This is a genomic window from Sphingobium sp. SCG-1, from assembly GCF_002953135.1.
Classification (GTDB): Bacteria; Pseudomonadota; Alphaproteobacteria; order Sphingomonadales; family Sphingomonadaceae; genus Sphingobium.
In genome coordinates this window covers 269,954-288,747 of the sequence record NZ_CP026372.1, presented here as the reverse complement: position 1 = coordinate 288,747, position 18,794 = coordinate 269,954, and the positions used below count along the sequence as shown (strand labels likewise).

Genomic DNA, 18,794 nt, shown 5'->3' with positions numbered 1-18,794 from the left:
TCATTGAGTGAAGTCACAGCAACCTGCGCGTTGGCGTGGGCAGGCCTATGGCTGCGCCGTTCCACATAGTCAACGATCAGCAGAGCGTTTCCACGGCCAACCGTTCCGCATCCACGATATCGAGTTCTATTAACCATAAGTCGGGATCGGAGCGACGGCGGCGAGCGATGTAATCGGCGACAAGGTGCGGACCGCCGTCCTTATCCGGCCCGCAGGCAACCAGCCGATAGCCTCCGGCATAGTCTGAAATACGCTCGAAAAGGCCGGTTTCCTTGCCCTTGTCGAGGCACTGGACCAGAATCGTTCCGCTGATTGCATCGCCCTTGTGGAGCACGCTGGCAAAGCCGCCACTGTCTTGGACGCGCCGGATCAGAGCACTCACCAACATGTGTGCGGCGAGTCGCGCCGTCATGTGGCGGTGCGGTACCCGGGAAGCGACGACAAAGGGAATTGGGAACGCATGAAGGTGCCGGTGCCGCGTCCGACTTCCTCGCCGTCCGCGTCGATCAGGCTGGCTTCGGCCACATACACCCGGCGACGGCCGCTGATCCAACGGCCCTCTGCGCGCAATTTCCCTGTATGAATCGGGCGCGTGAACAGCAGGTTGAAGCTGGTAGTCAGAAGGAAGCGATCGCTAACCAGGCTGTTGGCGGCATAGAAGGCGGCGTCGTCCAGCATCTTGAAATACACCGTGCCATGCACGGCACCGGCGGCATGATAGACACCTTCATCGACTTCGAAGTCGATATGCGATTGACCGGCGGAGGGGATGCTAAGGTCGGACCGGAACAGCCCGTTGATAGGGGCTGAGCGGTAGAGTTGCTCCAAAGCCCGAAAGTGCGCCGCTTCACCACTGGGCAGCGGAGTCGCGTCAGGCTGCGTCACGCGCCTCGTTACCCGAAAGCAGAGCGAACAGGGCTTCACGTGAACCGACGCCGCGCATACGCGAGATATGCGTTTCATTGCGCAGATATCGGGAAACGCGCGCGAGGGTCTTGAGATGCTCCGCGCCGCTATCGACCGGTGAAAGGAGCGCGAAAACCACATCTACTGGCGCATTGTCCACGGCGTCGAAGCCCAATGGCGTATCCAGAAGAACCACGATGCCACGCACCCGATCCAGACCGGGGATTTTCGCATGGGGAATACCGATGCCACCGCCAAAGCCCGTCGATCCCAGCCGCTCCCGCTCCGTCAGCCGGTCGAATACGACATCGGCAGCCATGCCATAGTTGGCCGCTGCGATTTCGCCGAGTTTCTGGAACAGTTGCTTTTTGCTGCTGACCGAAACGCCGATTGCCAGTGCGTCCGACGTCAATATGTCGTCAAAGTGAGCCATGTCGTACCTAAACGGTCATCCGGCGTGTCTGGACTGGAATGTCAGACCATCCTGCAATGCCAGAACCAAAGCCCGGCCCCATAGAGCTATGGGGCCGGAACGTCAATGAAATTGGCTTTGGGAGCGCTATCCAGCGCCGATCTCTATCAGGTTCGAGGTTCCACCCAGCCGATCGTACCGTCATGCCGACGATACACCATGTTGTACGCTGATGTGCCTGCGTTGACGAACAACAGCGCATTGGTGTTGCGCAGATCGAGCATCATCACAGCGTCGGAAACGGATGCTTCGGGAATGTCGACGCGGGTTTCGGCAACGATCAGCGGCGCTTCCTCCGGCTCGTCTTCTTCTGCGGGCGTGGCGAACACAGTATAGCCGGCGCCATCGAAAGCCAACGCGTCGATACCGTTGGTTCGCTGCTCCTCAGCCGCCTGGGTTTGCAGATGGCGATCCTTCAGGCGGCGCATGTAGCGGCGGAGTTGCTTTTCGATGCGGTCGGCCGCTTGATCGAACGCGACATGAGCATCCTGCGCCTCGCCGGTGCCCTTGAGGATGAGACCCGTCATCACATGGGAAACGATATCGCAATGAAACGCGCCATGGGGCGCTGTGCTGAAAGTTACCTGTGCAGAAATCGCCCGCGCGAAATATTTCTCGGCCACTGCTTCGAGACGCGTCCAGACGTGCTGCTTGAGCGCGTCGCCTGTATCGAGTTGATGACCGGAAACACGAATATCCATCTTGCCTTCTCCTTATGCGAGCCGCTCCGCCTGAAAGACGGACCGGTGGGCGTACCGGACCAGCCGCAAACGGGCCCGGGAGTAGACGTAGCGACCGTCAGGCGGCCACGCCGTCTAGCCAGAGCGGCTTGTCGAGCGTCGCAATGAACGCCGCATGCCGCTCCAGTTCCGCAGCGCTGGCCTGATGTGGCCGCGCAGGACGGACAGGGCGAACGGTCGAGACGATGGCGCGTTCCATCGAACCGGCCTTGATGGTGTCCTCAGCGGCCAGGACGAGCCCGATCTGCCGCCCGCCAGTCAATTCAATGTAAAGTTGCGCCAAAAGTTCGGCATCGAGAAGCGCGCCGTGCTTTACGCGATGGCTGCGGTCGATGCCGTAGCGCGTGCAGAGCGCGTCGAGACTGTGCTTGGCGCCGGGGTGAAGGGTGCGCGCGATCGCCACCGTATCGATCATCCGGTCGAACGAGATCAAATCGCGGCCGATCAGCTTCAACTCATGATTGAGGAAGCCGAAATCGAACTTCGCATTGTGGGCGACGAGCGGACAATCGCCCAAAAAGTCCAGCAATGCATCGACGCCATGATGGAACAGCGGCTTGTCACGGAGGAATATGTCCGAAAGGCCATGCACCGCTTCTGCGGCGGCAGGCATTGCGCGCTGCGGGTTGAAATAGGCGTGGAACGTCTGCCCCGTAGGCACGCGATTCACCAGTTCTATGCAGCCGATCTCGACAAGCCGGTCGCCGGTCGCAGGGTCGAACCCCGTGGTTTCCGTGTCAAATATGATCTCGCGCATTGGGCCTTCCGACTCTGGATCGATACTATCGGCCCCCTTTGGCGTGAAGGCAAGTAACCAGACGTCTAACCTGCGCGCGGGTGCGCTCGAAGGTCGTGCCGGTGTCGATGATGTAGTCCGCCCGGCGGCGTTTTTCGGCATCGGGCGTCTGGAGATGGCGGATATGCTTGAACCGGGCGGGCGTCATGCCGGGACGGCGCAGGACACGCGCGCGCTGCTTCCAGCCAGGGGCAGTGACGACGATGATCCCGTCCAGCCGGTACTTCCCGCGTCCTTCGAACAGCAGCGGAATATCCAGCACGACGAGGCGGCGTGCGCGATTGCGGCGCAGGAAGTCGGCGCGGGATCTCTGGACGGCGGGGTGGACGATGGCTTCGAGCGCCTTCAGTTCCTGTGGATGGCCGAAGACGGCTGCACCAAGCTTGGCGCGATTTACGCCTTCCGGACCGGTGGTGCCGGGGAAACGCGTCTCGATCGCGGGGATCAACGCGCCGTTAGGTCCCTGGAGCTTGTGCACCTCGGCATCTGCGTCGAATACCGGCACGCCTTCCCGCCGCAGCATCTTCGCAACGGCCGATTTCCCCATGCCAATCGATCCGGTGAGGCCCCAGACTTTCGCCACGACGTTTGCGTCAGGCCGTCAACAAGGCGCGCAGTTCCTCGTCATGCTCGCGCGGCGCATCGGCATCGAAGAAGATGTCGAACGCCAGCGCGGCCTGCCCGATCAGCATCTCCAGGCCATCGACGGTGGCAAGGCCGCGCGCCTTTGCCGCCACAAGCAGGCTGGTTTCGAGAGGCGCATAGACGATATCATAGACCAAAGCCGACGTGGGCAGTGGCGACAGGTCGATGGCGAGGTCGGGCTGTCCAACCATACCGAGCGATGTGCCGTTCACCAGCAAGTCGACGGACGGCAGTGGGTCCGTCATGCCGATGACATTTCCCGGCGTTCCGGCATGATCGAGCAAAGCCTGCGCCTTGGCCGGGTCGCGCGCCATCACGGTGATGTTCGCGATCCCGAATGTCGTCAGCGCAAACAGGATGGCACGCGCCGCGCCGCCCGCACCGATGATGAGGGCGTGATCGCCGCGCCATTTGCGGTGGATCAGTGCCTGTAGAAAACCGCCTGCATCGGTGTTGGTGCCGATCAACGGCCCGCCGGTTTCGCTGGCGATCGTGTTCATCGCACCGATGCGCGTGCGAACGCCGCCGGGATCGTCAGTATAGTCCATGACCGCAATCTTGTGCGGGATCGTGACGTTGCACCCCAGCCAATCGGGATCGGCGCGGCGTTGCAGGAAATACGCAGCGAGGCCTTCGGGCGTCACATGCGCCTTGCGATATTCCGCTTCAATCTGGAGCTTCTCCAGCCAGAAATTGTGGATCAGCGGCGACTTGCTGTGCGCGATCGGGTCGCCGATCACTTCGGCATAGGGAAGGCCTTGAGTCATGATGGCAGAAAGCCACGGATGCGCAGGAAGTCAAGCAAGGGCAGAAGTGGAAGCCCCTGAATGGCGAACTGGCTGCCTTCTATCTTGGTGAAAAGCTGCGCGCCGGGGCCTTCGATCCGGTAGCAACCGACACACCATTGGCATTCGTCCCAATCCTGATCGAGATAGGACTGGATGAAATCGGGCGATAGGGTCCGCATTGTCATCTTGACGCGCTCTATGTGCCGCCAGACGGGCGTGCCGCCTTGCACGAGAACGGCGGCGCTATGGAGATAATGGCTACGGCCGGACAGCATCGTCAGGATGCGCACGGCGTCGTCGCGGTCCACGGCCTTGTCGATCATCTCGCCGGTGTCGAGGCTGAGGGTCTGATCGCAACCTAGCACAAGATCGGCAGGCGCTCGGCGCGAGAAGCGAAGCGCCTTCAATTCCGCCAATGCGTCCGCCAAAGCGCGTGCGTCGAGGCCGTCAGCGCGCAGGGCCTCCTTTGCCGCTTCTTCGTCGACGCCGGGCGACACCGCGTCGAAAGGGACTTTGGCGGCCGTCAGCAGAGCACGGCGGCTGGCACTTTGCGACGCAAGGATGAGGGAGGCAGTCATGCGGATCTCGATTCCGGCGTCGTCAGCACGCGTTCATTGAACAGGTTGATGATGGCTGCAGCGGCTTCCTCAATGGAGCGGCGCGTCATCTCTATAACGGGCCAGCCATTATCGGCGAAGATGCGGCGGGCGAAAGCGACTTCGGCCTGCACGCGTTCGATATCGACATAGGCGGTCTCCGGCGCCTGATTGAGAGAAAGAAGGCGATTACGGCGAACCTGCACTAGGCGTTCGGGGCTGATCGTGAGGCCCACGACGAGAGGGTGTTTCAGGCGATACAGGCTGTCCGGCGGCGGGGATTCAATTACCAGAGGAATATTTGCAGTCTTATAGCCGCGATTGGCAAGATAGATGGAGGTCGGGGTTTTGGACGCGCGGGATACGCCAGCCAGCACGATGTCTGCTTCCTCCCAATTCTCGTGCGCCACGCCGTCGTCGTGGGCAATCGTGAACTGGATCGCCTCGATACGTGCAAAATAGGCTTCGTCGAGGATATGCTTGCGGCCTGGACGATTGCGCGTTTCTTGGCCTAGAATGTTCGACATCGCATCCGTTACGGCATCGAGCGCGGCGACATGCGGCAAGCCCAAGGCCCGGCAACGGTTCTCAAGCTTACGGCGAAGGTCACTGCTGGACAGGGTAAACAGCACGAGGCCGGGGTTGATGGCGATCTCTTCCAATATTCGGTTGAGATGCAGTTCCGATCGGACCATGGGCCAGAAATGCCGGATCGCTTCCACATTCTCAAACTGCGCAATCCCGGCTTTGGCGATGTTCTCCAGCGTCTCTCCGGTAGAGTCCGATAACAGATGCAGGTGCAGGCGTGTCATGGCGCGGACTGTGTTGAGGAACTGTGGATAAAGCAAGGGAGGAAAGAGTGGGTAAGTTATGGTCTGGATTCACTCCGCACTGCCAGGATTTTCGTCCACAGCCCTCCCACAGGCCCGAAATTTCATCCACATCCTGTGGATAACGGGGATAAACATCGCGACTCTGATCGAAAAGGCTCGGTCGAGGGAGTCAAACTGTTAGCAATTGCGTTGAGCGTGGATTAACCCCGCTGTCCACTGCACATCATCTTCATCATTCTTCATTACATATTAAGATAGAGTATATGACTGGAAACGAGACGGGCCTGCCAGCAGAAGGGCGACCGGTTAAACCGCTGTTACGCGTGATCGGCGGCGAGATGCTTGATCCCCCACCGATGTGGCTGATGCGACAGGCAGGGCGCTATCTCCCGGAATATCGCGCGCTTCGTGCTGAGAAGGGCGGATTTCTGGCGCTTGTGTATGACAGCGCGGCTGCTGCCGAAGTGACGGTACAGCCCTTGCGGCGTTTCGCGTTCGATGGCGCCATCCTGTTTTCCGACATTTTGATCGTGCCCTATGCCATGGGTCAGGATCTGTGGTTCGAGGCTGGCGAGGGACCGAGACTGGCGCCTACACTCGACACGACGGACCTCTCTACGCTTAAACCTGATTTCAGCCGTTTTGAGGCGATATACGAGACGGTGCGGCAGGTGAGAGCCCAACTCGAGCCAGACGTCACCATGCTGGGCTTTGCGGGCAGTCCATGGACCATCGCGACTTATATGGTGGCGGGGCAGGGGAGTAAGGATCAGGGCACAGCGCGGCGGCTGGCCTATTCTGATCCGGCACGGTTCGGGGCGATCATCGATGCTATCGTTGACGCCACGGTTGAATATCTATGCGGGCAGATCGATGCGGGTGTCGAAGCTGTGCAGTTGTTCGATAGCTGGGCAGGAAGTCTCGCGCCGCTCCAGTTCGAAAAGTGGGTAATTGCGCCCAATGCCAAGATCGTCGCGGCGGTGAAGGCGCGGCGACCGGGAACCCCGATCATTGGCTTTCCCAAGGGGGCAGGCGCCAAGCTTGTCGACTACGCTACTGGCACGGGCGTCGACGCCTTGGGACTGGACGAAACCGTCGATCCGCATTGGGCCAATGCTGTGTTGCCCAAGGGTTTGCCGGTGCAGGGCAATCTCGACCCACTGGCGCTCGTGTCGGGGGGGCAGGGCGTGGCCGATGCCGTCGCGAATATCCGCGCAGCCTTTGCCGATCGTCCGCACATCTTCAACCTGGGCCATGGCATATTGCAGGACACGCCGATTGACCATGTCGAGGCACTGCTTACATTGGTGCGTGGCCAGTAATTCCGGTGAAGGTGAGTAGAGGCGCATGACATTTCTGGGAGCGGCCTATCTCTGGGTGAAGGCTGCGCACCTCATTTTCGTCATTTTCTTGATGGCGGGCCTGTTCATGCTGCCCCGCTTCTTCGTCTATCATCAGGAAGCGCCTGCCGGGTCGGACGAGGATCGCAAATGGATCGATCGCGAGCGCAAGCTTATCAAGATCATCCTCAATCCCTCGCTGATACTTGTCTGGGTGCTCGGGCTGCTGCTGGCCTATGATATCGGCGCGTGGACGATGGGCTGGTTCCATCTGAAGCTGCTGCTCGTGCTGGCGCTATCGGGCTATCATGGCTGGCTGACGGGTTACGCGAAGAAACTTGCCCGTGGGGAGCGGTCGCTGACTGACAAAAAGCTGCGCTTGTTGAACGAAGTGCCCGGAATCGCAGTTGCGGTTATCGTGGTGCTAGTTATCGTGAAGCCGTTCTAATCCATATTATGGTATGCGGCGGAGTGTGCTGCGCCACCTTGACTTGACTACTGTCGCGGCCTAACGCTCGGCAGTCTCCTTTGCCGCTCGGGCGTTGAGAATTTCTTTTCCTGTCTGATCCGAGCCGGCGTTTTCCATATCGCATATCTGCCGGAACTCACCCGATGCATCTTAAAGACCTCAAGAAGAATACGCCCGCCGAACTCGTCTCCATGGCCGAGGAACTGGGGGTCGAAGGCGCGTCGACTCTGCGCAAGCAGGATCTGATGTTCGCGATCCTGAAAGCGGAAGCTGAAAATGGCGCGCAGATCATGGGCGAGGGCACGATAGAAGTGCTGCCCGATGGCTTTGGCTTCCTGCGCAGCCCCCAGGCGAACTATCTGGCCGGTCCCGACGATATTTATGTTTCCCCCAATCAGGTGCGCAAGCACGGTCTGCGTACCGGCGACACGGTGGAAGGCGAAATCCGCGCGCCCAAGGATGGCGAGCGTTATTTCGCGCTGACGAAGATCAGCTCGGTCAATTTCGATGATCCCGAAGCCGTTCGCCATCGCGTCAATTTCGATAACCTGACGCCGCTCTATCCCGAAGAGAAGCTGAACCTCGATACGCTCGATCCGACGGTCAAGGACAAGTCTGCGCGGGTGATCGACATCATCTCGCCGCAGGGCAAGGGCCAGCGCGCCTTGATCGTTGCGCCGCCGCGCGTTGGTAAGACCGTGCTGTTGCAGAACATCGCGAAGGCGATCACCGACAACCATCCCGAAGTCTTCCTGATCGTGTTGCTGATCGACGAGCGGCCCGAAGAAGTCACCGACATGCAGCGTAGCGTGAAGGGCGAAGTCGTCTCCTCGACATTCGACGAGCCCGCACAGCGCCATGTGCAAGTCGCTGAGATGGTTATCGAAAAGGCAAAGCGTCTGGTCGAGCACAAAAAGGATGTCGTGATCCTGCTGGACTCGATTACGCGCTTGGGTCGTGCCTATAACACTGTTGTGCCGTCTTCGGGCAAGGTGCTGACCGGCGGTGTGGATGCTAATGCGTTGCAGCGGCCGAAGCGCTTCTTTGGTGCCGCGCGTAATATCGAGGAAGGTGGTTCGCTCTCGATCATTGCGACGGCGCTGATCGACACGGGCAGCCGCATGGATGAAGTGATCTTCGAAGAATTTAAGGGCACCGGCAACTCCGAAATCGTGCTGGATCGCAAGGTTGCGGACAAGCGCATCTTCCCGGCACTGGATGTCGGCAAGTCCGGCACCCGCAAGGAAGAGTTGCTGGTCGACAAGGCCAAGCTCAGCAAGATGTGGGTGCTGCGCCGTATCCTGATGCAGATGGGTACGATCGACGCGATGGAATTCCTTCTCGACAAGATGAAGGATTCCAAGACCAACGAAGACTTCTTCGATTCCATGAACCAGTAAGTCGCTGATATGGTGCTGGAACACGCGTTACTGCATGTCCGCACCGGTCAGGAAGACGCCTTCGAAGCGGCGATGTGGGAGGCGCGGCCATTGATTGCCGCGTCGCCGGGATTTCTTGGCATGGAAGTACGTCCTGCCCTTGAACGACACGGCCTTTATCTATTGCTGGTGCAATGGGCCTCTATTGCCGATCATCGGGATGGCTTTCGCCAATCGGAACGCTATGAAGAGTGGCGGCGTTTGCTGCACGGTTTTTACGAGCCTATGCCCGACGTGATCTATTTCGGAGAGACATTGTGATCGACTTGTTGATGATGGCCAGCGCTGCCGCCCCTTCGATGGGTTCGCCGGCTGAAATATGGGACCACATCGTCAACGACTTTTCCAATATCGGTTCGCCGAGTGCTTTGGCTGCATTTGGTCAGGTGTTGATGATCGACATTCTGCTGGCGGGCGACAATGCGATCGTGGTGGGCGCGCTGGCGGCTGGACTGCCCACGGCGCAACGCAAAAAAGTCATCATGATCGGCATCATTGCCGCTCTGGTGCTGCGGATCGGCTTCGCGCTGGTCGTCAGCCAGTTGATGCAGATCGTCGGGTTGATCCTTGCTGGCGGCCTGTTGCTGCTTTGGGTATCCTGGAAAATGTACCGCGAGCTTCACCCGAAGCGGGGTGGGGACACTCCAAACGATCCCAGCGATGACGACATTTCCGGCGTGCGTCCCGCCAAGAGCTTCGCCGCCGCCGCATGGGCCGTTGCCGTTGCTGACGTCAGCATGAGCCTTGATAACGTGCTGGCCGTGGCGGGCGCGGCGCGCGATCATCCGGGCATCCTTATCATCGGCTTGATCCTGTCGGTCGCACTGATGGGCGTCGCAGCGAACATCATCGCGAAGTACATCGAGCGCTTCCGCTGGATCGCCTATGTGGGCTTAGCAGTCATCATCTATGTTGCCGTTAAGATGATCTACGAAGGGTTTGTGGATCATCAGGTCGGCATATTGACGCTGTTCTCCTGAAGACAATCAGGGGATCAGTATCGTCGATCCCACGGTTTGCCGCGATTCCAGCGCTCGGTGCGCGTCGGCAGCTTCGTCGAGCGGGAAGCGTTGATTGATGTCGGGTTTGACGACGTCTCGGGCGATCTGCTCGAAAAGGCGCGCACCTAGTTGCTGATACTCCTCATCGGAACGGATGTAGTCGAACATGGTCGGGCGAGTGAGGAACAGCGAACCGCGCTTTGCCAGTTCCTGCACGCTGAACGGCGGGACCGGTCCTGACGCATTGCCGAAGCTTATCATCAGACCTCTTGGCCTGAGTGAGTCGAGGGAGGCCTGCCAGCTTGCCGCGCCAACGCCGTCGAACACGGTGTCCACGCCTTTTCCATCTGTCAGGTCACGTACGGTGGCGGCAAGTGCATCGAAATCGTCATGCAGGCTGTGCGTTGCGCCTGCGGCAGTTGCTCGATCGGCTTTCTCTTGTGAGCCGGAATGCGCAATCACCTTGGCTCCGATGCTTTTCAACCACGGCACGAGGATCGATCCGACGCCGCCAGCGGCCGAATGGACCAAAACGGTCTGACCTGCGGTGACCTTCGCGCATTCCTCCACGAGGAAAGCGGCGGTAAGGCCTTTCAGGGTCATTCCCGCCGCTGTCTCGCAGGAGATGGCGTCGGGCAGCTTGAGCAGCCTGTTGGCAGGCTGTATGCGATGCGTCGCATAGGAACCTGGCGATTGAGCAACGTAGGCCACTCGATCGCCTTTGCGGACGTTGCTAACACCCTCGCCGACAGCCAAGATGATGCCTGCCGCTTCAGATCCCAAACCGGTGGGGAGGGGCAGGGGATAAAGTCCGGTGCGGAAATAAGTATCGATGAAGTTGAGTCCGATCGCCTCCTGGGCGATCAGCGCCTCGCCCGGCCCCGGTATGCCCGGATCGAAACTCTCGCGTTCCAGAACTTCGGGGCCGCCCGTTTTCCGGACAACGATTTTCGAGGCATCGATGCTCATAGATGCGCCTTGAAAAACGCTGCGGTGCGGCTATCGGCAAGCTGCGCTGCGGCTTCATCCCGGCGCTGACCCAGCTCGGCGGCGAACCCATGGTCCTGCCCCTCATAATCGTGAAGCGTCACGTGACGGTTATCCGTCAGCCCCTTATGCATCGCAGCCTGCGTTTCGGGTCCGACAAAGTGATCGGCTGTGGGAACATGAAGCAGTACAGGCTTCCCGATGGCATGTTGTTCGCCCAGAAGCTCGTCGATGCCGACACCATAATACACAACGAATGCATCACCATCGGTTCGGCATGCTGACATGAACGCTAGGCGACCGCCCAGGCAGTAGCCGACGCAGCCTACTTTCCCGTTCCCGCCAAGATCTGCGCGGGCTGCCCTGATGGTAGCCTCGATGTCACGAACGCCTTTGTCCTGGTCGAATTGCTTCATGAAGCCGAACGCCTGCTGGAGTTCATCCTCCTTGTCGGCGTCCAGTTCGATGTGCGGCTGGATTCTCCAGAACAGGTCGGGTGCGTAAGCCAAGTACCCTGCCTTGGCCCAATTGTCGCATTTAGTGCGGATGCCTTCGTTTACGCCGAATATTTCCTGGATGACCACGATGGCTGCTTTTGGTGTGCCTTCTGGACGTGCAACATAGGCGTCGAACTGCGCATCTGCTTCGAATGTCGTCACGGGAACGAATTGCATCATGATGGTCTCCAATTTTCGAGCGGACGTGATAGTGGCACAGGTGCGCGCCAGTTCAATAACCTCATTACCGAAAACTTCAGCAACTGGTATTCCAACGCCGATTGCGCCATTGTGTTGCGGTTGCGGCGGGGCAGGGTCAGCGTACGAAGGATCGACTATGCAAGTAAACGTGAATGTGGAGTGCACTCCTGAAGAAGCGCGGACATTTCTTGGCCTGCCCGATGTATCGCCCATCCATGATAAATATGTGCAGACGATGCTGGAGACGATGGACGGGACCGTCAGCCTCGATCAGATGGAAAATCTGTTTCGCAGTTTTTCCCCGATGGGTGATGCCGGGATGCGATTGTTCAAGCAGATGATGGATCTGGGCCTGTCCGGTAGCGGCATGGGTGGCAAGAAAGACCAATAAGCTTTGTGACGCAGGATACGATTTTCGCACTGTCGAGCGGGCAACCTCCGGCAGCGATCGGGATCATTCGAGTTAGCGGCGCGGATGCAAGTGCGGCGCTTCACCATCTGACTGGAAAGTTGCCCGCTCCACGACGAGCGACGTTGGCTACGGTGAAAGATGGTCTTGGCGGTCCTGCACTGGACTCGGCTTTGGCGCTCTGGTTTCCCGGGCCGAATACGGCGACTGGCGAAGACTTGGCTGAGCTTCATTGCCACGGGGGACGGGCTGTGACGACCGCCGTACTTAATGTATTGGCGCGCCTCCCCAACTGTCGAATGGCCGAACCGGGCGAGTTTACGCGGCGCGCTTTTGAAAATGGCCGGATCGATCTGAACGAGGCTGAAGGTCTTGCCGATTTGCTGTTCGCAGAAACAGAGACTCAGCGGCAAGCTGCGATGGCAATGATGCAGGGGCATTTCTCCAAGACCTTGGCGAAATGGGAGAAAAAGCTGCTGAAGCTTTCTGCCATGGCGGAGGCGGCACTGGATTTCTCGGACGAGGATGATGTCCCCGGCGAAGGTATTGAAAGCGAGATAATGCGGGAGATTGCGGAACTTGCTTTGCAGGTTCAGCGGGAAGGCAAAAAGCCTTCGGCGGAGCGATTGCGGGATGGCGTGCGCGTGGTCATCGCGGGTCCACCGAATGCCGGCAAGTCGACATTACTGAATGCCATTGCGGGACGCGATGCGGCGATTGTCTCCGATATTGCCGGTACGACGCGCGACTTGATCGATGTGCCGGTAGCTCTTTCTGGTATCGCGTTTTTACTAACTGACACTGCGGGTCTGCGCGAAGATACTGCCGACGTGATCGAAACCATCGGAATAGAACGCGCGTCATCTGCTATTTCTTCTGCGGATATCGTTTTGTGGATGGGGGACAGTGAAGGCTGCCCGCGACATGACTCCATGAAGGTTTCAGGAAAAGCTGACATTGAAGATTACACACATCACCCAAACGCCGATTTTATTATTTCGGCCATTACCGGGCAAGGCATGAGCGAATTAATCAGCGCTGTTGTTCAACGTGCTCGCTCATTGTTACCGCGTGAAGGTGAGTATGCGCTTCATAGTAGGCAGCGGAACGCCGTCTGGCAATTGGCGGCCGTCTTGTTTGAAGCCGAGAAAAGTTCAGACATGCTCATAGTGGCGGAACAGTTGCGACGTGGACGGCTTGTTGTTGATAATTTGACAGGTAGAGCGGGAACGGAGCAAATGCTGGACGCATTGTTCGGCACTTTTTGTATCGGAAAATAGCGTCGCTGTTCCACGTGAAACATCTGGCACTTTGACGCCCAACCCTTCAACCGCTAAAGAGCACGGATGGTGGACAGCGGTTTTGATGTAATCGTCGTGGGTGGCGGTCACGCGGGTTGCGAGGCGGCATCCGCCGCAGCACGTAAAGGTGCCCGCGTGGCCCTCGTCACGTTTGATCGGCATACGGTAGGGGCAATGTCGTGCAACCCGGCCATCGGAGGACTCGGTAAGGGGCATCTCGTCAGGGAAGTGGATGCTCTCGACGGCTTGATTGCGCGCTGCGCAGATGAAGCTGCCATCCATTATCGAATGTTGAACGCCAGCAAGGGCACTGCTGTTCAGGGACCGCGCGTACAGGCCGACAGGAAGCGCTACAAAGCAGCGATGCAAGCGGCATTGAATGCGCAGGATGGCATTACGATCGTCGAAGGTGAAGCCGCACGCCTCCTTATGCGAGCAGGTGCAGTCACTGGGCTATCTCTGGAAAACGGAGCGACAGTGCTGGCACCCGCTGTGGTTCTCGCCACGGGTACGTTCCTAGGTGCCAAGATGTTTCGTGGTGAGGAGCGATTGATCGGTGGCCGTATTGGCGAGCGTGCGGCCAATGCCCTGGGCAAGCAACTTCGGGCGCTAGAACTCCCAATTGCGCGGCTGAAAACCGGCACTCCACCCCGGTTGGATGGACGAACGATAAACTGGGCCGTGTTAGAAGAACAAGCCTCTGATCCTTCCTCGTGGACGTTCTCTCCCCTGTCGTCGGGGAGGGCGCTACCCCAGATATCCTGTGCTATCACGCGAACGAACGTGGATACTCATGATATAATTCGGGGTGCCATGGAACGATCGCCGCTGTTCGGCGGAGCGATCGAGGGTCGCGGGCCTCGATACTGCCCCTCCATTGAAGATAAGGTCGTGCGGTTTGGCGATCGGGAAGGACATCAGGTTTTTCTGGAGCCCGAGGGTCTGGATGATGCTCTTGTATATCCCAATGGAATAAGTACGTCACTGCCGACGGACGTACAGCTTGCCTTGGTGCGGACCATGCGCGGACTAGAACATGCTGATATTGTAGTTCCTGGCTATGCCGTCGAGTATGATTATATCGACCCGCGGGCGCTGACCAGCACACTAGCTGCGCGTGAGGTAGTGGGACTATATTGTGCCGGGCAGATCAATGGTACTACCGGCTATGAAGAAGCTGCGGCACAAGGATTGGTGGCTGGTGCCAATGCAGCAGCTTTTGCCCTGAACAGCGCGCCATTAGTGCTGGATCGTGCCAGCAGCTACATTGGAGTTATGGTCGACGATCTGGTGCTGCAAGGCGTGACGGAGCCGTATCGCATGTTGACCGCCAGAGCGGAGTATCGGCTCCATTTACGTGCGGATAATGCAACGACACGTCTTACGGAAACGGGATGCGCTATTGGCCTTGTCGGGCGTGAGCGGCAATCCTGGTTTGTGAAACGTGAACGTAGCCGAAAAGAGCTGTTGGACAAGATGCAGCAGAAGGTCAGTGCGTCTGCTGTCGAATCGTTAGGAGTAGCTGTTCGACAGGACGGTTCCCGCCGGACATTGAGTGAATGGGCGCGTTATCCGGAATTCTCAAGGCTGTTTGCGGAGTTCATTCCGGGCTGGGATGATGTCCCGAAGGATGTGCGTGATGAAGTGACTGAGGACGCTTGTTATGCGCCCTACCTGGAACGGCAGTCAGCGGAGATCAAGAGTCTGCGCGCTAACGAAATGATCGAGATTCCGGTTACCTTCGATTTTTCAGTGGTTCACGGGTTATCGAACGAGATGCGCGAGAGATTGGCTATCGCCCGGCCTGAGACACTTGCAGCAGCCGGAAGGGTTCGTGGTATCACCCCGGCAGCTCTCGCGGCAATCATGGTTCACCTACGCAGACGTGCAGCGTGACGGAGGATGAAGCCCGAGACTGGCTCATACAAAAAGGTGTTTCACGTGAAACATATGCCAGATTGGAAACATACGTAGAGCTTCTTCTTGAAGAAGCCGATCGGCAGAATTTGATTTCGGCTTCGACGCGTGATTCAGTTTGGGCGCGTCATATCGTGGACTCGGCACAGCTATTGGATTGGGTGCCTGAGATGGAGTCCGCTAAGCTCTGGATAGATATAGGGTCGGGGGCGGGGCTGCCGGGACTGGTCGTTGCGTTGCTATCCGATTGGAATGTGGCGTTGGTGGAATCGCGCCGGAAGAGAGTGGATTTCCTACACAAGGTTAGCTGTCACCTGCAATTGGACAATGTCAGCATAATGGGTAGCCGCGTTGAAGTCCTTTCGTTCTCGGAATCCGCATCGATAATCAGCGCGCGGGCTTATGCGCCGTTAAGCAAAATATTTGAAACGACATCGCATGTTGCAGGTTCCGAAACCTTTTGGCTGTTACCGAAAGGCAAAAGCTGGCAAAGTGATCTCGACGCGGCATCGCGCGAATGGAAGGGCTCGTTTCACGTGGAACAAAGTGTCACTGACAGTGAGAGCGCCATCATCGTTGCACAAGGTGTAAAGCGAAGGTCTAAGCGATGATAAAAATCGCCATAGCCAATCAAAAAGGCGGTGTGGGCAAGACCACTACGGCCATCAATGTCGCTACCGCTTTGGCTGCGACGGGCCACCGGACATTGTTGATTGATCTGGATCCCCAAGGAAATGCCTCGACGGGCCTGGGCATCACGCAAAATGAACGTCATCGATCCAGTTATGACGTGTTGATTGGCGATTGCTTGGCCGAAGAAGCGGTTGTGGCGACCCGCGTTCCGAAGCTGGACGTCATGCCAGCGACGCAGGATTTGTCCGGCGCGGAGATCGAATTGATCGATTACGAGCAACGTACTCACCGGTTATCGCAGGCATTGAATGCTGCTCCGGAAGGTAGATGGGAAATCTGCCTTATCGACTGCCCGCCTTCACTGGGATTGTTGACGATAAACGCCATGGTGGCTGCCGAAGCCTTGCTCGTGCCTATGCAATGCGAATTTTTTGCGCTGGAAGGGTTATCCCAGCTTTTACAAACAGTGGATCGTATTCGCGGCCGATTTAATCCCGGACTTTCTATTATGGGTGTAGCTCTCACCATGTACGATCGACGCAATCGCCTCACTGATCAAGTGGCGGACGATGTGAGGGCATGTTTGGGAGACGTAGTGTTCAATACCGTCATTCCTCGCAACGTGCGCTTGTCGGAAGCGCCAAGTCATGGGATGCCAGCCTTGATCTATGACTATCGTTGCGCCGGGTCGGAAGCCTATATGCAGTTGGCCCGAGAACTGATTGGCCGCTTGCCGCAACGAGAAGAGATTGCTGCATGAGTTCTGACCGTTCGGACAAGAATATGACCACGACCAAAGCGAATAAGCGGCCACACGGCTTGGGGAGGGGACTATCCGCTCTTCTGGGAGAAACGTCACAGGAAGAGTCAGTGAGTGCGCCCGCGCGTACCGGATCGTCCGTGCAGAGCATCGAGATCGCCCTGATCCATCCGCACCCTGAACAGCCGCGCCGATATTTCGATGACGCAGCGTTACAGGAGCTGGCCGATAGCATTTCCAAGCGCGGTGTCGTGCAACCGATCATAGTACGCCCGCAGGGTTCTACTTATCAGATCGTTGCGGGAGAGCGCCGTTGGCGCGCCGCGCAACGTGCACAGCTTCACCGTATCCCAGCCATCGTGCGGGACTTTGATGAAGCAGAAACACTCGAAATTGCGTTGGTCGAAAACATTCAACGAGAGGATCTCAACCCGATCGAAGAGGCTGACGCCTACCGAAAGCTCATCAATCAATTTGGTCATAGCCAAGACGCACTGGGCAAAATCGTCGGCAAGTCGCGCAGCCACGTCGCCAATCTGATGCGCCTGCTGGAGCTGCCATCTACGGTACAAAAAGCGGTCATGGAGCAGCGCCTATCCATGGGCCATGCTCGCGCTCTTATTGGGGCTGATAACTGTGAGGCGCTGGCGCTTACGGTAGAACAGAAGGGGCTTTCCGTTCGGGACACGGAGGCTCTGGTACGCAAGGCAAAGACGGGCAACGTCGAAGCCCGACCATCCACTCGCCGGCAGAGCGGGTTGGGAAAAGACGCCGATATCGCTGCGCTCGAAGAGCATCTGGCTGATATCGTCGGGCTGAAAGTCGATATTGCACATAACGAGCAGGGTAGTGGCCTCCTGAGCCTCAAATATTCGACGCTCGATCAGCTAGACATGTTGTGCCAGCGACTCTCCGGCGAGCGCATTTGAAGCCGCCATGGGGCAGGCATTAGGTTTGCCAGCGGGCCACTCGTGACTCCATTAGCAAATGCAGATTATCCGCTGGAAACAATCCCTATCTTGGTGGGCATGAACATATCTCTATTAAAGAGATAGAAAATGCGCTGTCACTGACGGGAGCGCCGCACGAGGGTGACGTGACAGCTTATTGGGATATCGATGCGATCGTGGACGAGCTGGATGCAGCACGATCGTCTTGGCGCAATGCGCAACGGCGGCACGTGGAATACGGGTCTGTTGGTTTCCCGTCTCGGCCGAATCTGACGAAAATTATAGACGCTCTTTGTGGTGCGCTTTTTCCGCTAAGATTAGGACCGGAATTCGTTCGGCAGCATAATGAGAATGCGTTCGTCGCGGAAACCCTCAATACTGTCCTCAGTCGCTTGTATGGGCAGATAAGGATCGAACTCGCTTATGCCCGTGAAGGGGCCACGCCCGAAGATGTGGACGCCGAAGCGGGGCAGATCATCGGAAAGTTCGCGGCCGGACTGCCTGCGCTACGAACCCTGCTAGATACGGACGTAGACGCTGCGTTTGCCTCCGATCCTGCGGCGCGCAGTGTCGATGAGGTGCTGATCTGCTATCCCAGCATGAGCGCGATCATTCATCACCGGCTTGCGCACAGCCTCTACCTGCTGGGCGTGCCGGTAGTTGCACGGATCATATCGGAAGTGGCACATAGCCGCACGGGGATCGATATTCATCCCGGCGCAACGATCGGCCATAGTTTCTTCATTGATCACGGCAATGGTGTGGTGATCGGCGAGACAGCGATAATCGGCAACCGGGTGCGGCTTTATCAGGGCGTCACCTTGGGCGCACGCAACATCCTCCTCAATGAGCAGGGCTTTGTCGACCGCGGTGTGCCTCGGCACCCCATAATCGAAGATGACGTGGTTATCTACGCCGGTGCGACTGTATTGGGTAGGATCATCGTCGGCAGGGGATCAGTCATTGCAGGCAATGTATGGTTGACCAAGAGCGTACCGGCCACCAGCAACGTTCAGCAGGCGAGCACGGTACACGAAGTCAAGGATCGCGCCGTGGTGAGCGCACCACACCGGCTAAAAGCTTTGTGATGCCGCGCTTCGCGGCAGGGCGGTTG

Annotated in this window: 23 protein-coding genes; 12 read left to right on the top strand and 11 right to left on the bottom strand. The window is 58.2% G+C overall.

Annotation, left to right across the window (positions count from 1 at the left end; genetic code table 11):
* Positions 1-76: 76 nt before the first annotated feature.
* The 9 genes from C1T17_RS01385 to C1T17_RS01345 all read right to left on the bottom strand — a co-directional run bounded on the left by C1T17_RS01385 (position 77) and on the right by C1T17_RS01345 (position 5,755).
* Positions 77-388, bottom strand: coding sequence for a DUF1491 family protein (locus C1T17_RS01385; protein WP_104951866.1), 312 nt, complete (start codon positions 386-388; stop codon positions 77-79).
* A gap of 20 nt (positions 389-408) precedes the next feature.
* Entirely contained in the window at positions 409-963 is a 555-nt protein-coding gene (locus C1T17_RS01380) for a PaaI family thioesterase (RefSeq protein ID WP_104951865.1), read from the bottom strand.
* Complete coding sequence (locus C1T17_RS01375; RefSeq protein WP_104951864.1) at positions 872-1,339, bottom strand: PTS sugar transporter subunit IIA; 468 nt, start codon at positions 1,337-1,339, stop codon at positions 872-874. The genes C1T17_RS01380 and C1T17_RS01375 overlap by 92 nt, the downstream gene beginning before the upstream one ends.
* Before the next feature lie 146 nt (positions 1,340-1,485).
* A complete protein-coding gene (gene hpf / locus C1T17_RS01370) occupies positions 1,486-2,079 on the bottom strand; it encodes a ribosome hibernation-promoting factor, HPF/YfiA family (protein ID WP_104951863.1) in 594 nt (197 codons plus the stop codon).
* Positions 2,080-2,176: 97 nt separating this feature from the next.
* Positions 2,177-2,875: a DNA polymerase III subunit epsilon gene (dnaQ, locus tag C1T17_RS01365; protein WP_104951862.1), complete on the bottom strand. Its 699-nt coding sequence runs from the start codon at positions 2,873-2,875 to the stop codon at positions 2,177-2,179.
* Positions 2,876-2,900: 25 nt separating this feature from the next.
* Positions 2,901-3,497: a dephospho-CoA kinase gene (gene coaE / locus C1T17_RS01360; RefSeq protein ID WP_223262737.1), complete on the bottom strand. Its 597-nt coding sequence runs from the start codon at positions 3,495-3,497 to the stop codon at positions 2,901-2,903.
* A 10-nt stretch (positions 3,498-3,507) separates the two neighbouring features.
* Positions 3,508-4,326: a shikimate dehydrogenase gene (gene aroE / locus C1T17_RS01355; RefSeq protein WP_104951860.1), complete on the bottom strand. Its 819-nt coding sequence runs from the start codon at positions 4,324-4,326 to the stop codon at positions 3,508-3,510.
* Positions 4,323-4,925, bottom strand: coding sequence for a Maf family protein (locus C1T17_RS01350; RefSeq protein ID WP_104951859.1), 603 nt, complete (start codon positions 4,923-4,925; stop codon positions 4,323-4,325). Before C1T17_RS01350 ends, aroE begins: the two co-directional genes overlap by 4 nt.
* Positions 4,922-5,755 (bottom strand): pyruvate, water dikinase regulatory protein, encoded by an 834-nt coding sequence (locus C1T17_RS01345; protein ID WP_104954933.1) that lies wholly within the window; start codon positions 5,753-5,755, stop codon positions 4,922-4,924. The genes C1T17_RS01350 and C1T17_RS01345 overlap by 4 nt, the downstream gene beginning before the upstream one ends.
* A 284-nt stretch (positions 5,756-6,039) precedes the next feature.
* Between C1T17_RS01345 and hemE the strand changes: the two genes are divergently transcribed.
* From hemE to C1T17_RS01320, 5 genes are all read left to right on the top strand, one after another.
* The gene (gene hemE, locus C1T17_RS01340) at positions 6,040-7,098 is read left to right on the top strand and encodes a uroporphyrinogen decarboxylase (RefSeq protein WP_104951858.1); all 1,059 of its coding nucleotides are present in this window, start codon (positions 6,040-6,042) and stop codon (positions 7,096-7,098) included.
* 25 nt (positions 7,099-7,123) lie between these two features.
* Positions 7,124-7,564 carry a CopD family protein gene (locus tag C1T17_RS01335; RefSeq protein WP_104951857.1) on the top strand — a complete coding sequence of 147 codons (441 nt, stop codon included), beginning with the start codon at positions 7,124-7,126 and terminating at the stop codon, positions 7,562-7,564.
* Positions 7,565-7,728: 164 nt separating this feature from the next.
* Complete coding sequence (gene rho / locus C1T17_RS01330) at positions 7,729-8,985, top strand: transcription termination factor Rho (protein WP_104951856.1); 1,257 nt, start codon at positions 7,729-7,731, stop codon at positions 8,983-8,985.
* A 9-nt stretch (positions 8,986-8,994) separates the two neighbouring features.
* Positions 8,995-9,285 (top strand): antibiotic biosynthesis monooxygenase family protein, encoded by a 291-nt coding sequence (locus tag C1T17_RS01325; protein ID WP_104951855.1) that lies wholly within the window; start codon positions 8,995-8,997, stop codon positions 9,283-9,285.
* Positions 9,286-9,296: 11 nt separating this feature from the next.
* Positions 9,297-10,004 carry a YjbE family putative metal transport protein gene (locus tag C1T17_RS01320; protein WP_411269227.1) on the top strand — a complete coding sequence of 236 codons (708 nt, stop codon included), beginning with the start codon at positions 9,297-9,299 and terminating at the stop codon, positions 10,002-10,004.
* A gap of 6 nt (positions 10,005-10,010) precedes the next feature.
* Here the strand turns inward: C1T17_RS01320 and C1T17_RS01315 are convergent, their stop codons facing one another.
* Positions 10,011-10,994: a quinone oxidoreductase family protein gene (locus C1T17_RS01315; RefSeq protein WP_189338448.1), complete on the bottom strand. Its 984-nt coding sequence runs from the start codon at positions 10,992-10,994 to the stop codon at positions 10,011-10,013.
* Positions 10,991-11,689: a dienelactone hydrolase family protein gene (locus C1T17_RS01310; RefSeq protein ID WP_104951853.1), complete on the bottom strand. Its 699-nt coding sequence runs from the start codon at positions 11,687-11,689 to the stop codon at positions 10,991-10,993. Before C1T17_RS01310 ends, C1T17_RS01315 begins: the two co-directional genes overlap by 4 nt.
* Before the next feature lie 157 nt (positions 11,690-11,846).
* Between C1T17_RS01310 and C1T17_RS01305 the strand changes: the two genes are divergently transcribed.
* The 7 genes from C1T17_RS01305 to epsC all read left to right on the top strand — a co-directional run bounded on the left by C1T17_RS01305 (position 11,847) and on the right by epsC (position 18,768).
* Positions 11,847-12,101 carry a DUF6489 family protein gene (locus C1T17_RS01305; RefSeq protein ID WP_104951852.1) on the top strand — a complete coding sequence of 85 codons (255 nt, stop codon included), beginning with the start codon at positions 11,847-11,849 and terminating at the stop codon, positions 12,099-12,101.
* A gap of 5 nt (positions 12,102-12,106) precedes the next feature.
* A complete protein-coding gene (mnmE, locus tag C1T17_RS01300; protein ID WP_104951851.1) occupies positions 12,107-13,399 on the top strand; it encodes a tRNA uridine-5-carboxymethylaminomethyl(34) synthesis GTPase MnmE in 1,293 nt (430 codons plus the stop codon).
* 66 nt (positions 13,400-13,465) lie between these two features.
* Entirely contained in the window at positions 13,466-15,316 is a 1,851-nt protein-coding gene (gene mnmG / locus C1T17_RS01295) for a tRNA uridine-5-carboxymethylaminomethyl(34) synthesis enzyme MnmG (RefSeq protein ID WP_411269204.1), read from the top strand.
* Positions 15,313-15,948 (top strand): 16S rRNA (guanine(527)-N(7))-methyltransferase RsmG, encoded by a 636-nt coding sequence (rsmG, locus tag C1T17_RS01290; protein ID WP_104951850.1) that lies wholly within the window; start codon positions 15,313-15,315, stop codon positions 15,946-15,948. Before mnmG ends, rsmG begins: the two co-directional genes overlap by 4 nt.
* Positions 15,945-16,730 (top strand): ParA family protein, encoded by a 786-nt coding sequence (locus C1T17_RS01285; protein WP_104951849.1) that lies wholly within the window; start codon positions 15,945-15,947, stop codon positions 16,728-16,730. The genes rsmG and C1T17_RS01285 overlap by 4 nt, the downstream gene beginning before the upstream one ends.
* Entirely contained in the window at positions 16,727-17,659 is a 933-nt protein-coding gene (locus C1T17_RS01280; RefSeq protein WP_104951848.1) for a ParB/RepB/Spo0J family partition protein, read from the top strand. The genes C1T17_RS01285 and C1T17_RS01280 overlap by 4 nt, the downstream gene beginning before the upstream one ends.
* A 140-nt stretch (positions 17,660-17,799) precedes the next feature.
* Entirely contained in the window at positions 17,800-18,768 is a 969-nt protein-coding gene (gene epsC / locus C1T17_RS01275) for a serine O-acetyltransferase EpsC (RefSeq protein WP_104951847.1), read from the top strand.
* Positions 18,769-18,794 lie beyond the last annotated feature (26 nt).

Excerpts from the sequence above, each read along its gene's own strand:
- C1T17_RS01285 (WP_104951849.1), top strand. The coding sequence starts at position 15,945 with ATGATAAAAATCGCCATAGCCAATCAAAAAGGCGGTGTGGGCAAGACC.
- dnaQ (WP_104951862.1), bottom strand. The coding sequence starts at position 2,875 with ATGCGCGAGATCATATTTGACACGGAAACCACGGGGTTCGACCCTGCG.
- mnmG (WP_411269204.1), top strand. The coding sequence starts at position 13,466 with ATGGTGGACAGCGGTTTTGATGTAATCGTCGTGGGTGGCGGTCACGCG.
- C1T17_RS01325 (WP_104951855.1), top strand. The coding sequence starts at position 8,995 with ATGGTGCTGGAACACGCGTTACTGCATGTCCGCACCGGTCAGGAAGAC.
- C1T17_RS01380 (WP_104951865.1), bottom strand. The coding sequence starts at position 963 with ATGAAACGCATATCTCGCGTATGCGCGGCGTCGGTTCACGTGAAGCCC.
- C1T17_RS01280 (WP_104951848.1), top strand. The coding sequence starts at position 16,727 with ATGAGTTCTGACCGTTCGGACAAGAATATGACCACGACCAAAGCGAAT.
- hemE (WP_104951858.1), top strand. The coding sequence starts at position 6,040 with ATGACTGGAAACGAGACGGGCCTGCCAGCAGAAGGGCGACCGGTTAAA.
- C1T17_RS01385 (WP_104951866.1), bottom strand. The coding sequence starts at position 388 with ATGTTGGTGAGTGCTCTGATCCGGCGCGTCCAAGACAGTGGCGGCTTT.
- C1T17_RS01310 (WP_104951853.1), bottom strand. The coding sequence starts at position 11,689 with ATGATGCAATTCGTTCCCGTGACGACATTCGAAGCAGATGCGCAGTTC.
- C1T17_RS01335 (WP_104951857.1), top strand. The coding sequence starts at position 7,124 with ATGACATTTCTGGGAGCGGCCTATCTCTGGGTGAAGGCTGCGCACCTC.
- C1T17_RS01315 (WP_189338448.1), bottom strand. The coding sequence starts at position 10,994 with ATGAGCATCGATGCCTCGAAAATCGTTGTCCGGAAAACGGGCGGCCCC.
- C1T17_RS01305 (WP_104951852.1), top strand. The coding sequence starts at position 11,847 with ATGCAAGTAAACGTGAATGTGGAGTGCACTCCTGAAGAAGCGCGGACA.
- C1T17_RS01345 (WP_104954933.1), bottom strand. The coding sequence starts at position 5,755 with ATGACACGCCTGCACCTGCATCTGTTATCGGACTCTACCGGAGAGACG.
- C1T17_RS01320 (WP_411269227.1), top strand. The coding sequence starts at position 9,297 with ATGATGGCCAGCGCTGCCGCCCCTTCGATGGGTTCGCCGGCTGAAATA.
- C1T17_RS01375 (WP_104951864.1), bottom strand. The coding sequence starts at position 1,339 with ATGGCTCACTTTGACGACATATTGACGTCGGACGCACTGGCAATCGGC.
- rho (WP_104951856.1), top strand. The coding sequence starts at position 7,729 with ATGCATCTTAAAGACCTCAAGAAGAATACGCCCGCCGAACTCGTCTCC.
- hpf (WP_104951863.1), bottom strand. The coding sequence starts at position 2,079 with ATGGATATTCGTGTTTCCGGTCATCAACTCGATACAGGCGACGCGCTC.
- aroE (WP_104951860.1), bottom strand. The coding sequence starts at position 4,326 with ATGACTCAAGGCCTTCCCTATGCCGAAGTGATCGGCGACCCGATCGCG.
- C1T17_RS01350 (WP_104951859.1), bottom strand. The coding sequence starts at position 4,925 with ATGACTGCCTCCCTCATCCTTGCGTCGCAAAGTGCCAGCCGCCGTGCT.